Below are 12,363 nucleotides of genomic sequence, written 5' to 3'. Positions count from 1 at the left end.
ATGCCTAGATCGAGGCTACTGTCAATCTAGACACTGACAAGTTGCGGAGGGCGTGGTGGCGGTATTCCTGACGTTGATGCTGGGCACACTGGCCGCACGAGGCCTCGGCCTGTGGGGCGTGGACTATGTCGACACCTGGCCCGAGGCGATCGCCGTCGGCCTGGCCGCGATGTTCGCGCTCACTGGTGTCGCGCACTTCGTGAACCCGTTGCGGCGCGACATGATCGCGATCGTGCCGCCGCGATTGCCCGCTCCTGCCGCGCTCGTCACGATCACCGGCGTGCTGGAACTCGCGGGTGCGATCGGCCTGCTGTACCCGCCGACGCGCGTCGCGGCAGCGGTGTGCCTGTTCCTGTTGATGCTGGCCATGTTCCCGGCCAACGTCTATGCGGCCCGGATGCCCGACCCGCCGAAGTCGATGACCGCGCGGCTAGGTGTCCGGACCGCCGAAGAGGCTGTCTACCTGGCCGCTGCCGTAATTGTCGGGATCGGCGGCAGCCAGTAACCAGGCGTACTGGAACGCGGCTTCCTTCCAGCGTTCGTAGCGTCCGCTGATACCGCCGTGGCCGGCCGTCATCTCCGTCTTCAACAGCACCGGATGTCCGTCGGTCTTGATATGGCGGAGTGCGGCAACCCATTTGGCCGGTTCGACGTAATACACCCTGGTGTCGTTGAGCGATGTCATCGCCAGGATCGCCGGATAGTCCTGCGCCGTGACGTTCTCGTACGGCGTGTAGGACTTCATGTACCGGTAAACCTCGGGGTCCTCCAAGGGATTTCCCCATTCGTCCCATTCGGTGACGGTCAACGGCAGCGACGGGTCCAGGATCGTGGTGAGCGCGTCGACGAACGGCACCTGCGCCAAGATCCCGGCGAACAGGTCCGGAGCCATGTTGGCGACCGCGCCCATCAACAGCCCGCCCGCACTTCCACCGAGCGCCACGAGGTTTTGCGGCCGCGTGATGTCACCAGCGATGAGATGCTGTGCCACCGCGATGAAATCGGTGAAGGTGTTCCGCTTCTCCAGCATCTTCCCGTGTTCGTACCACGGCCGGCCCAGCTCGCCGCCGCCGCGGACGTGGGCGATCGCGAACACCATGCCCCGGTCGAGCAGCGACAGGCGCGCGATGGAGAATCGCGGATCCTCACAAGCTTCGTAGGCGCCGTACCCGTACAGCAGGGTCGGCGCCGGGAATTGCAGCCCGGCCCGATGGATGATCGAGATCGGCACCCGGGCGCCGTCGGGTGCGATGGCCCAATCCCGGCGTTCCACATATTCTTCCGGCCGGTAGTCACCGAGCACCGGCTGCTCGCGCAGCAAGGTCCGTTCGCCGGTGACGACGTCGAGGTCGTACACGCGGGCCGGGATGACGAACGACGTGGCGGCGATGCGCAGCTTCGGCGTCGACCAGTTGGGGTTGCCCCCGAGCCCGGCTGCCGTGAGCTCGGACTCGAATGTCAGCTCCTCGGCACGGCCATAGCCGCCATTGGCGTTGATCGGCCAGAGCTGGATCTTCGGCAACGCATCACTGCGGTAGCTGACCACCAGGAACCCGTCGAACGCGTCGACCGCATCGAGGCGCACATCGTCACGGTGCGCGATGAGCGGACGAAAATCGTTGGGGTCGTTGACCGGAGCATCCACGAGCGCGAAGTTCTCCGCACCGTCGTTGTGCAGGATGAGGAACCGGTCCTCACCGCCCACCACGGCGTGCTCGACGGAGTACTCCACCAGGTCACGGCGCCCCCACACCGTGGTGAACTCGGCGTGCGGATCGGTCGCGTCGGCATACCTGACCTCGGTCGTGACGGCGCTGCCCGACGCGATGAACAGATACTTGTTGCTCCGGCTGCGGCCGATGCCGATCCAGAACCGCTCATCGGCCTCGTGATACACCCGCTCGGCGGGCAGACCCGAGCCGAGGCGGTGGCGCCACACCGTGTCGGGCCGCCAGGCGTCGTCGACGGTGGTGTAGTACAGCGTGCGGTTGTCGGCTGCCCAGGTGGCGCCCGCGCCGATGCCGGTGATCGTGTCCTCGTAGAGCTTGCCGGTCCGTAAATCCTTGAACCGCAGCGTGTATCGCTCGTCGCCCTTGGTGTCGACCGAGTAGGCGAGGACGCTGCCGTCCAACGTGACGGTGGCCGCCCCGAGCGCGAAGTAGTCGTGGCCATCGGCCTCGACGTTCTCGTCGAGCAACACCTGCTCGCCCGGTATCTTGGTGTGCTCGTCGAGCTGAGGCGGCGTCCAGTCATCGGGATCGGTGACCGGGCACCGGCAGTGAACCGCGTACTGCTTGCCCTCGAAACTGCGCGCGTAGTACCACCAGAGTTCGCGGCGCATGGGGACCGACAGGTCGGTCTCCTTCGTGCGGGCCTTGATCTCGTCGAAGATCTTCTGCCGCAAGGGCTCGAGGTGTGCGGTGGCTTCCGCGGTATAGGCGTTCTCGGCCTCGAGGTGCGCGATCACCTCGGGATCGTCCTTGTCGCGCAGCCACTCGTAGGGATCGATGAATACGTCACCGTGGTGCTCACGGCGGTGGTTGGCCCGTTTGGCCACCGGCGGTTTCAGGCTCATGCACCGATCCAATCCGCGAACGAAAGGCCCGAAATCCGTTCGTAGGCCTCGATGTATCTGTCTCGTGTGGCAGTGACGATCTCGTCGGGCAGCGGTGGTGGCGGGGTGCCGCCGTGTCGGTCCCACCCGGATGCCGGGCTGGTCAGCCAGTTGCGGACGAACTGCTTGTCGAAGCTCTCCTGAACCACACCCTGGCGGTAAGACTCCGCGCGCCAGTACCGCGACGAGTCCGGTGTGAAGACCTCGTCGGCCAGCACGACGTTGCCGTCCTGATCGACCCCGAACTCGAACTTGGTGTCGGCGATGATGATGCCCTTCGTCAGCGCGTGGTCGGCGCCCTGCAGATAGGTCTGCAGAGTGCGCTCGCGCAGCTGATTGGCCAACACCGGGCCGACCAGATCGATCACCTTGTCGAACGAGATGTTCTCGTCGTGCTCACCCAACTCAGCCTTGGTGGCCGGCGTGAACAGCGGTTCGGTGAACTTGCTGGCCTCCCCCAGGCCCGGCGGCAACGGAATGCCGCAGACCGACCCGGACTTCTCGTAGTCGATCAGGCCGGAGCCGGTCAGGTAGCCGCGCGCCACGCACTCGACCGGCAGCATCTCAAGCTGGCGCACCACGAGAGCGCGGCCCAACACCTCTTCGGGGATGCGGGGATCGTCCGGCGGGCCACCCAGGTGATTGGGCACGTCGAGATAGTCGAAGAAGAACACGCTCATCGCGGTCAGGATCCGGCCCTTGTCGGGAATCTCGGAATCCAGGATGTAGTCGTACGCCGAGATACGGTCGCTTGCCACGAAGAGCAGGTGCTGGTCGTCGATGCGGTACAGCTCGCGGACTTTGCCGCTGGCCAGATGCTGGTAGTCGGACAGAGCAGGGCGCATCGGGCCAGCCTATGTGTTGGGATCGGTGCCATGAGATCGCGGTACCTGCCCTATGCGACCCGACCTGGCCGGTTGCTGGCCCAGCTGTTCAGCGATGTGGCGGTCATCATCTGGACCGCGGTGTGGGTGCTGGTGGGCATGGCCGTGTATTCGGCCGTCGCGACCATCGCCGAAGTGGGCAGGCAAGTCGAGACGGGCGCCAACGGAGTCGCCGACAACCTCAGCTCGGCCGGCGACAACACCGACGACTTTCCGCTGGTCGGCGACACCCTGAGCAAGCCATTGCGGGCCGCCAGCGATGCCGCGCTCGACATCGCGGGCGCCGGCCACAATCTCGACACCACTGCGAGCTGGCTCGCGTGGGTGCTCGCGCTGGCCGTCGCCGGGGCGCCGATCCTCTTCGTCGCGATGCCGTGGCTGTATCTGCGGGTGCGCTTCTTCCGGCGGAAGTGGACGGCGATCACCCTGGCGTCGACGGCGGCCGGCGAACAACTCCTGGCCCTGCGCGCCCTGGCCAACCGGCCACTGGCCAAGCTCACCGCGGTGTCCGACGACCCGGTCGGGGCGTGGCGCAGCCAAGACCCGACCGCGATCCGCGGCCTGGCCGCCCTCGAACTCCGCTCAGCCGGCATGAGCCTGCGCCGCATCCAGTGATTTGTGCACCGCAAGCGGCGGTGAGCGCCGGTCGCGGTGCGCAAGTCGCAGGGGTGGGAACCGTTTGAGGGGTTCACACCGTCCAAACGTGCATGCTCGACGACTATTTGCGTGACAACGATGGCGTAATCACCTTGGCGCAGGCGCGGCAGGCGGGCTTGAGCCAAGATGCGGTGAACCGCAGAGTTAGGTCCGGGCGATGGCTCCGCTGCTCTCCAGGCGTGTATTTCGCCGATGACCGTCCGTTCACCGACGCCGCACGCATCCGGGCCGCGGTGTGGTCGTTGGGGCCCAGGGCAACGGCGAGCGGGCTGGCTGCCGCATGGTGGCACGACGTCACGAAATACCCGCCGGAGTCGGTCGAGGTCACCGTGCCGAGAGTCAGCAATCACCGGCCGAGGTTCGGCACCCGGATACGCCGCCGTGATCTCGGGCCCGCCGACATCGTGGAACGCCGGGGCCTGCGGGTGACGTCGCTACCGTTGACCGTCGTGGAAGCCGCCGCCAGGAAAGGTGGCGGCGCCAAGCTCATGGATTCCGCCCTGCAGCGCCATGTCGAGCTGCGGGAGCTGTGGCGGGCCCATCTGCGCAACAAGGGCAGGCATGGTTCGCCTGCCGCGCGCCGGTTGCTCATCGCGGCGGCCGACGGCGCCCGGTCGGCGGCCGAGCGTCTACTGGTCAAACTTCTGCGCGAGGCGAAGATCACCGGCTGGAAGGCGAACCGTCGTGTCGGCCGCTACGTGGTCGACGTCGCGTTCCCCGGCTTGAAGATCGCGATCGAAACCGACGGCTGGGCGTTCCACAGTGATCAGGAGGATTTCCAGCGTGACCGCGTCAAGCAGAACGAGCTCGCCCTGCTGGGCTGGCAGGTTCTGCGGTTCACCTGGCTGGACCTGACCGAGTATCCGCAGCGGGTCGTCGCCGAGATCGCGTTCGCTATCCAGTCCCGTGCAGGCGCCGCAGCCAGCTTCCGAAGGGATGACGCACGGTGACCGAACCCATGCGAACCCGGCCGCGCACGATCAGGTGCAGCTGATTCGACGGCGGGCTGGTACGTACCTTGACCGTGGCGCTGCCCGCCATGGCGTTGACCCCGTTGAGGTCGGCGGTCGCCGCGGTGGGCACGATGAACTCAGTCGAACTGCAGTAGTCGTCGATCACGATTTCGACGACAGGCCCCGGCAGTACCGCAGCGGTGAAGTCCAGCGTGGTGCTGCACATGCGGGTGGTCAGGTGCAGAGACGGCGCCACCGTCCACTGGCCACGCCGCACGATCGAGGACATCCAGCCGCGCAGTTCCTCAGGCGTGCCGCCGGAGCGCTGGGGCATCGGAGGCGTCGTGGGCACGGCCATCGGCAGATCGGCGATGACGGCACTCAGCTCGCCGCGAGTGCGTGCTGCCAACGCGGAGTCGTAGCGCTCACTGAACTCGTCGAGTGTGAGCATGCCTTCGGCAACCGCCCGCTCGAGGAGTTGTCCCACCTTCGCCCGCTCGGCGTCTGAGACTCGGAGATGGTCATTTCGGCCTGAGTCCATGTTCTGAGATTAGGCGAACACCCTGTCGCGTTTGCGCCGCGACGACCAGCGACCAGGCCAGAAACGCGGCCCAGAAGAACACGAGCGAGACGACAACCAGTAAGTGCCAACCGGTTTCGACCGCGACGGCGTAGCTGGCCGCCGAGTACATGCCGAGCGGGAACACCGCGGGCCAGTCCAGCATCCGGCGCCAGCCGGTGCGGGCCAGCGGCACGATCTGAACCGTGGCGACGGCCAGCGTGCACACGGTGACGGCCCGCACCGCGTCGGCGACGGCACCGGGAGCCAGTTCGGCGTGGATCCGCTCACCGGCGAGCGTGGCGATCGCGACGCCGCCCATCAAGATCCAGTGATCCGGCGGCACATCGCGCCGTACCTCTGAGTCCCCGAGCGCCCGCCACGCGATCAGCGCCGTCATCACGCAGTAAACACACAGGGCAAGCACCCAGAAGACGAATGCCAAGCTCACGGTGCCGGTGGCCACCGCGACGATCGCCAGCCCCGATGTCGCGACGCTGGCCAGCTCCCACGTGCCCCGCGCCCGGTTCCGTAAGCCGGCCACACCGAGACGACGCATCCGCGCCACGGTCATCGGCATGAGCAGCAGCCAACCCGGCAGCGCCATCGCACCAAACAGCCACACCGCCCAGCGGTGCTCGGCGAATCGCGCGGCCAGCACCGAGCAGGCCGCCACATAGGTGAACAGCGCGATCACCGTGTCGAGATCACGCAGATCGCACGTTCGCCAGCGGCTTGCCGCCAAGCACATGAGCACCGGCAGAGCGACTGTCGCAAGCACCGCCAGCGCGACACTGAGCGCATCGAGACCATGATCGGCGGCCGCGACGGATACGATGCCGGTCGCCATGACCGCCGCGAACGCTTCCGGTTTCACAAGCCGAGCTCGACCACCAGGTGCCGGATGCCGGTGTGGCGGTTACTGCGGGTCCACTCGACGGGCTTGACCAGGCGCGCGGTGCCGAACCTGGTCAGCAGCTCCTCGAACAGCACCCGCAACTCGAGCCTGGCGAGGTTCGCACCGAGGCAGTAGTGCACACCCTGGCCGAAACCCAAGTGGGGATTCGGTTTTCGCGTGATGTCGAATACGTCGGCTTCGGCGAAGACGAGGGCGTCCCGGTTGGCCGAACCCTCCCAGATCTGGACCTTCTGCCCCGCCTCGATCTCGCAGCCGCCCAAGGTCACCGGGCGGGTTGCGGTGCGCCGCTTGGACGGTGACGGCGATGTCCAGCGCACCATCTCCTCGATCGCGGTCGGCAGCAACGACATGTCCGCGCGCAACAACGCGAGCTGTGCCGGGTTTTCGATCAACGCCAACAGCCCGCCCGCCACCGAATTGCGGGTGGTCTCGGCGCCCGCGCTGAACAGCAGGCTGAAGAACAGATACAGCTCCAGGTCGGACATGTCCGCGTCGGTGGCATTGGCGACCACCGACAGCATGTCGTCGGTGGGCTCGGCGCGTTTGGCCGCGATGAGTTCCTGCCCGTAGGCATACATCCGCGACCCGGCTTCCTCGGCCGACATCTGCCCCACCGACGCCGTCCGCGAACCGCCGAAGTCGAACTGCGGCTCGATCGCCTGGAACAGCCAATGCCGTTCGGATTCCGGCACTCCCAGCAGTATGCAGATCATCTGCATGGGCAGTTCGGCGGCCACGTCGACCAGGAAGTCGAACGGTTCGCCGGGCACGACGCCGTCCAGCAGACGACGCGCGCGGGCCCGCAGATCGTCCTCGACCCGTTTGATCATGCGCGGGGTCAGACCGGAGCTGACGAGGCGGCGGATCTGGGAGTGCCGCGGATCGTCCATCATGTTGAGCACCTGGCCCGCGATGGCCAGATCTTGCAGCAGCGTTCCGCCGTAGGGCCTCGAGCCTCCGGTCACCGACGAGTAGGTCGCCGGGTCCCGCAGTACCGCAAGGGTTTCGGCGTACGTCGCGACCGACCAGAAGCCTTCGCCGTCCGGGGTGTGCTCGGTGGGCTCGTGCCAATACACCGGAGCCTGCTGCCGGTGCACCGCGAACAACGCATGCGGAAAACCGTCGGCGAAGTTGTCCAGATCGGTGAGGTCGGCAAGCATCACAACGTCACAAGATCGCACCCGACGTGTACTTGGCGGCCTCGGGATAGCGACTCACGAGATCGTCGACGGCTGAGACGACGCCGTCGACCTGGGCGCCCGCCGCGCCAGTGAACGCCTGCTTGTCGGCCAGCGCGGCTTCGAGCGCGGCGCGATCCAGCGGCAGCCGCGGATCGGCGGCGAGCCGGTCGAGCAGATCGGGTTCCTGGCCCTTCTCCCGCATGGCCAGGGCCACCGCGACGGCATGCTCTTTGATGACCTCGTGCGCGGCTTCGCGTCCGACGCCTGCGCGAACGGCCGCGATCAGGATGCGCGTGGTGGCCAGGAACGGCAGGTAGCGGTCGAGTTCACGCTGGATCACCGCCGGGTAGGCACCGAACTCGTCGAGCACCGTCAGGAACGTCTCGGTCTGCCCATCGATCGCGAAGAACGCGTCGGGTAGCGCGACGCGACGCACCACCGAGCAGAACACGTCGCCCTCATTCCATTGCGCCCCAGCCAGTTCGGCGGCCATCGACGCATATCCGCGCAGTACCACCTGCAGGCCGTTGACCCGTTCGCACGAGCGCGTGTTCATCTTGTGCGGCATGGCCGACGAGCCGACCTGTCCGGGCGCGAAGCCCTCGGTCACCAGCTCGTGCCCGGCCATCAGCCGGATGGTGTGCGCAAGCGACGACGGGCCCGCGCCCAACTGCACCAGCGCCGACACCACATCGTGGTCGAGTGACCGCGGATAGACCTGGCCGACGCTCGTGAAAACCTCGGTGAAGCCGAGGAATTCAGCGACCCGCCGCTCCAGTTCGGCGAGCCGGCCGACATCACCGTCGAACAGGTCGAGCATGTCCTGCGCCGTACCCATCGGCCCCTTGATGCCACGCAGCGGGTACCGGTCGATCAGCTCGCGCAAGCGCGTGAGCGCGATCAGTGTCTCTTCGGCCGCCGACGCGAATCGCTTGCCCAGCGTGGTGGCCTGCGCGGCCACATTGTGCGAACGGCCGGCCATCACCAGATCGCGGTAGACCACCGATCGCTCGGCGAGCCTGGCAACCACCGCGACACCGTGCGAGAAGACCAGCTCCAGCGAGCGGCGGATCTGTAGTTGCTCGACGTTCTCGGTGAGGTCGCGGCTCGTCATGCCCTTGTGCACGTGCTCGTGGCCGGCCAGCGCATTGAACTCCTCGATGCGCGCCTTCACGTCATGGCGCGTAACGCGCTCGCGCGCGGCGATCGAGGCCAGGTCGACGTTCTCGAGTACGCGTTCGTAGTCTTCGACCACACCGTCGGGCACCGCGACCCCGAGTTCGGCCTGTGCGCGCAGGACGGCGAGCCACAGGCGGCGCTCGGCGATGATCTTGGCCTCGGGCGACCAGATCGCGACCATCTCGTCGCTGGCGTAGCGGTTGGCCAGAACATTCGGAATCGTCACGAACACACAGCTTACGGGGCCGAGTGAGGCAGGCTTGAGACATGCACTTCATTGGCCTGGACCTCGCCTGGGGCGAGCGCAAGCCCACCGGCGTCGCCGTCGTCGACGAGGAGGGCCTGCTCGTGCACGTGTCGGCCCAGACCGACGACACCAGCATCCTGGCCGCGGTCAAGCCGTTCACCAGCGACGATTGCGTGGTCGGCATCGACGCGCCGCTGATCGTGACCAATCCGACCGGGAACCGGCCCGGCGAGGCCGCACTCAATCGCGATTTCCGCGCGTTCGAAGCGGGCGCGCACCCGTCGAACACCGGCAAGCCCGAATTCGCCGACACCCCGCGCGGGGCCCGGCTCGCGACGGCGCTCGACCTGGACCTCGATCCCCACACCGCGCGGACCAGGCGAGCGCTGGAGGTTTATCCCCACGCGGCCTCGGTTTCCTTGTTCCGCCTGGGCCGGACGTTGAAGTACAAGTCGAAACCGGGCCGCACGTTCGAGCAGATGCGGTCGGAGCTGTTGCGCCTGATGGAGCTGATCGCCGGGCTGCGTCATGCCGACGTTGCGCTGCACGTGGCGGGCAACGAGCAGTGGCAGCAGCTGTATCAATCCGTCGAGGGTGCGACGACCAAGAGCGAGCTGCGGCGCGCGGAGGATCCCGTCGACGCGGTGTTGTGCGCGTACGTCGCCCTCTATGCGTTCCGCAGGCCCGACGACGTCACGATTTACGGCGACGTCGATACGGGCTACATCTTGACGCCGACGCTGCCGCCGGATTTGACGCCGCACTCCGCGATGCCGCCCGTGGTCGCCGAGTACGCGGCGCGCCGCCCGGCGCTCGTCACCGCCACCGCGCACTACCTCGAGCTGGTCACGAGCCTGCTCGACGATGCGGGCATCAACTATCTGAGCATCACCGGACGGACCAAGAGCGTGGAGTCGTTCGCGGCCAAGGTCACCCGCACCGTCAACGGTCAGCCGATGTACACCGATCCGCTGGTGGAGATCACCGATCAGGTTGGCCTGCGGGTGATCACGTACCTGCGTGAGGATGTCGACGCGGTCGCCAATCTGCTCGCCGAGGAGATGCGCCTGCTCGACGACCGCGACATGGGCGCGGAGACCGCGCGCGAGGGCCGATGGGGTTATGCCAGTAGACATCTGCTGATCGGCGTCGAAGGTGAGCAGCAGCCCGCGTCGATCCAGGTCCGCACGGTCCTGCAGCATGCTTGGGCGGAGTTCGAGCACGACGTGCGTTACAAGGGATCGATCCCGGCCGAACACGTCACCGAGCTCGACCGGCGATTCACCCTGGCTGCCGGGCTGCTCGAGCTGGCCGACCGCGAGTTCACCGAGATCCGGGAACGCCTGCGCACCACTATGACCGAGGACGAGACCGACTTTTCGACGGATTCGCGCATCCCGACTCCCGTGCTGGCCACCTACCTGGGCAACCGCTACGCCGACGCCGGCTGGTCGCGCACCGATCACTACGGCTGGATCTCGGGGCTGCTGCTCGAGCTCGGCATCACGTCACTGGATGCGTTGACGGCCGTGCTCGACTCCGTCGACGCCGACGAGATCAACCGCGTCATGGACTACCGGTATCCGCCGGGCGCCGTGCGCCGCCTCGACGACGCACTGCTGGCCGTGTTCGGCGAACGCTACCTTGGCCTGCAGGGCAACGCTCATCGAATCCCGATGCTGCAGAACAGGATCGAACGTTTACGCGGCAAGCCCTAAGGTGCGTCGCTCAGGTGCGTCGGGTCGATCATGCCGGGCCCGCGGATCCCGAGTTGCCGGTTGATCGCCATGGTGATGAGGAACAGCACGACACCGATGACGATCAACGCGATCGCGAGGAAGTATTGCTGCGCCGGGCGGCCCGATGTCGGCAACACCAGGTACAGCGACGCGATGAAGCCGATGACCGGCAGAATCGTCGGGGTCTTGAAGTGGCTGCCGTCCTCACGGACATCGCGGCGCAGCACCAGCACCGCGACGTTGACGGTCGCGAACACCGCGAGCAGCAGCAGCGACGTGGTGCCGCCCAGTACGGAGATGGCGTTGCTGCTCGCGAACGCCGACACATAGAAGATCAGCCCGAAGGCGATCAGCGTGGTGAATACGATTGCCACCCAGGGGGTGCGGCGCCGCGGCGCCACCGTCCCGAGCACCGGCGGCAGCACGTGCTGGCGCGCCATACCGTAGATGAGCCGGCTCGCCATCAACATGTTGATCAGCGCGGTGTTGGACACCGCGAACATCGAGATGATCGGCAGGATCTGCTGGAACGGCAATCCGGGCGCGGCCGTTTCGACCACCTTGACCAGTGGCGAATTGGCGGCCGCGAGTTCACCGACCGGCACAAGGGCGACCGCGATGACGGCGACGACGACGTAGACGACACCGGCGATTCCCAGGCCCGACAGCAGCACCTTGGGGAAGATCCGCACCGGATCCTTGGTTTCCTCGGCCATATTGACGGAGTCTTCAAAACCCACCATGGCGAAGAACGCCAACGACGTGGCGGCGGTGACCGCGAGGAAGGCGTTCTTCTCCTCGGCGGTTTCGAATGCGACGACCCGCCCGAAGTCGACGTCGGCACCGCTGAGAATCGCCCACAGCCCGACCAGGATGACGATCGCCAGACCGGTGATCTCGATGATCGTGAGAATGACGTTGAGCACGACGCTTTCGGTGACGCCACGCAGGTTGACCGCCGCGATCACCGCCATGAACAGCAGCGCGATCAGTACGACGCCGATCTTCTCCCAGGTGAAGACATGATTGAAGATCTGTTCGATGGCATCGAAGAAGCTGACCGCGAAGAACCGCGAAGCCGTTGAGGCAGAGGTGATTCCGGAGCACATCACCACGAACGCCACCAGGAACGTCACGAACTGGATGCCGAAAGCCTTGTGCGCGTACAGCGCCGCACCGGCGGCCTGCGGATACTTGGTGACGAGCTCGAGGTAGCTGAACGCCGTGATGGTCGCGATCAGGAACGCCACGAGGAACGGAAGCCATGCTGCGCCACCGACTTCCTTGGCGACCTGACCCGTCAGGGCGTATACACCCGTACCGAGAATGTCTCCGACGACGAACAACAGCAACAGGCCCGGGCCCATCACGCGCCGCAACTGCGGCTGCTGCTCAACGGTTTCGGGTCGAGACATGCCCCCTCCTTCGCTC

11 protein-coding genes are annotated in these 12,363 nt (G+C 66.5%); 4 read left to right on the top strand and 7 right to left on the bottom strand.

Features of this window, described 5'->3' with window-relative positions; all coding sequences use genetic code 11:
• Positions 1-55 precede the first annotated feature (55 nt).
• A complete protein-coding gene (locus tag ACOI2T_RS04675; protein WP_085142809.1) occupies positions 56-505 on the top strand; it encodes a DoxX family protein in 450 nt (149 codons plus the stop codon).
• On the opposite strand, the gene ACOI2T_RS04670 is transcribed toward ACOI2T_RS04675, so the two are convergent.
• Positions 431-2,575: a S9 family peptidase gene (locus ACOI2T_RS04670; protein ID WP_409503888.1), complete on the bottom strand. Its 2,145-nt coding sequence runs from the start codon at positions 2,573-2,575 to the stop codon at positions 431-433. The genes ACOI2T_RS04675 and ACOI2T_RS04670 overlap by 75 nt on opposite strands.
• Positions 2,572-3,459 (bottom strand): phosphoribosylaminoimidazolesuccinocarboxamide synthase, encoded by an 888-nt coding sequence (locus ACOI2T_RS04665; RefSeq protein ID WP_067846585.1) that lies wholly within the window; start codon positions 3,457-3,459, stop codon positions 2,572-2,574. The genes ACOI2T_RS04670 and ACOI2T_RS04665 overlap by 4 nt, the downstream gene beginning before the upstream one ends.
• 30 nt (positions 3,460-3,489) lie before the next feature.
• On the opposite strand from ACOI2T_RS04665, the gene ACOI2T_RS04660 reads away from it, so the two are divergent.
• Both ACOI2T_RS04660 and ACOI2T_RS04655 read left to right on the top strand, forming a co-directional pair.
• Positions 3,490-4,113 carry a hypothetical protein gene (locus ACOI2T_RS04660; protein ID WP_067846587.1) on the top strand — a complete coding sequence of 208 codons (624 nt, stop codon included), beginning with the start codon at positions 3,490-3,492 and terminating at the stop codon, positions 4,111-4,113.
• Positions 4,114-4,205: 92 nt separating this feature from the next.
• Complete coding sequence (locus ACOI2T_RS04655) at positions 4,206-5,105, top strand: DUF559 domain-containing protein (protein WP_409503889.1); 900 nt, start codon at positions 4,206-4,208, stop codon at positions 5,103-5,105.
• On the opposite strand, the gene ACOI2T_RS04650 is transcribed toward ACOI2T_RS04655, so the two are convergent.
• The 4 genes from ACOI2T_RS04650 to purB are packed head-to-tail and all read right to left on the bottom strand — an operon-like array spanning position 5,050 to position 9,172.
• The gene (locus ACOI2T_RS04650; protein WP_409503890.1) at positions 5,050-5,649 is read right to left on the bottom strand and encodes a DUF1707 SHOCT-like domain-containing protein; all 600 of its coding nucleotides are present in this window, start codon (positions 5,647-5,649) and stop codon (positions 5,050-5,052) included. The two genes, ACOI2T_RS04655 and ACOI2T_RS04650, sit on opposite strands and share 56 nt — an antisense overlap.
• Positions 5,630-6,544, bottom strand: coding sequence for a tellurite resistance/C4-dicarboxylate transporter family protein (locus ACOI2T_RS04645; protein WP_409503891.1), 915 nt, complete (start codon positions 6,542-6,544; stop codon positions 5,630-5,632). The genes ACOI2T_RS04650 and ACOI2T_RS04645 overlap by 20 nt, the downstream gene beginning before the upstream one ends.
• A complete protein-coding gene (locus ACOI2T_RS04640) occupies positions 6,541-7,746 on the bottom strand; it encodes a cytochrome P450 (protein ID WP_409503973.1) in 1,206 nt (401 codons plus the stop codon). The genes ACOI2T_RS04645 and ACOI2T_RS04640 overlap by 4 nt, the downstream gene beginning before the upstream one ends.
• A 7-nt stretch (positions 7,747-7,753) precedes the next feature.
• Positions 7,754-9,172: an adenylosuccinate lyase gene (gene purB, locus ACOI2T_RS04635; protein WP_409503892.1), complete on the bottom strand. Its 1,419-nt coding sequence runs from the start codon at positions 9,170-9,172 to the stop codon at positions 7,754-7,756.
• Positions 9,173-9,213: 41 nt separating this feature from the next.
• Between purB and relZ the strand changes: the two genes are divergently transcribed.
• Positions 9,214-10,911, top strand: a complete 1,698-nt coding sequence (gene relZ / locus ACOI2T_RS04630; RefSeq protein ID WP_409503893.1) for a bifunctional ribonuclease/(p)ppGpp synthase — start codon at positions 9,214-9,216, stop codon at positions 10,909-10,911.
• Here relZ and ACOI2T_RS04625 read toward each other — a convergent pair.
• On the bottom strand, positions 10,908-12,347 hold the full coding sequence (locus ACOI2T_RS04625) for an APC family permease (RefSeq protein WP_085142382.1): 1,440 nt from the start codon (positions 12,345-12,347) through the stop codon (positions 10,908-10,910). The genes relZ and ACOI2T_RS04625 overlap by 4 nt on opposite strands.
• Positions 12,348-12,363 lie beyond the last annotated feature (16 nt).

This window comes from Mycolicibacterium wolinskyi str. Jessa 2025 (assembly GCF_049241375.1).
GTDB lineage: Bacteria > Actinomycetota > Actinomycetes > Mycobacteriales > Mycobacteriaceae > Mycobacterium > Mycobacterium wolinskyi.
Note: the sequence above shows the minus strand (reverse complement) of the source record. Positions and strands in the feature narration are given on the sequence as shown.

Bases quoted from the DNA above. Each gene is read 5' to 3' on its own strand.
- ACOI2T_RS04625 (WP_085142382.1), bottom strand. From the start codon at position 12,347: ATGTCTCGACCCGAAACCGTTGAGCAGCAGCCGCAGTTGCGGCGCGTG.
- ACOI2T_RS04650 (WP_409503890.1), bottom strand. From the start codon at position 5,649: ATGGACTCAGGCCGAAATGACCATCTCCGAGTCTCAGACGCCGAGCGG.
- ACOI2T_RS04665 (WP_067846585.1), bottom strand. From the start codon at position 3,459: ATGCGCCCTGCTCTGTCCGACTACCAGCATCTGGCCAGCGGCAAAGTC.
- ACOI2T_RS04660 (WP_067846587.1), top strand. From the start codon at position 3,490: ATGAGATCGCGGTACCTGCCCTATGCGACCCGACCTGGCCGGTTGCTG.
- ACOI2T_RS04655 (WP_409503889.1), top strand. From the start codon at position 4,206: ATGCTCGACGACTATTTGCGTGACAACGATGGCGTAATCACCTTGGCG.
- ACOI2T_RS04670 (WP_409503888.1), bottom strand. From the start codon at position 2,575: ATGAGCCTGAAACCGCCGGTGGCCAAACGGGCCAACCACCGCCGTGAG.
- ACOI2T_RS04640 (WP_409503973.1), bottom strand. From the start codon at position 7,746: ATGCTTGCCGACCTCACCGATCTGGACAACTTCGCCGACGGTTTTCCG.
- relZ (WP_409503893.1), top strand. From the start codon at position 9,214: ATGCACTTCATTGGCCTGGACCTCGCCTGGGGCGAGCGCAAGCCCACC.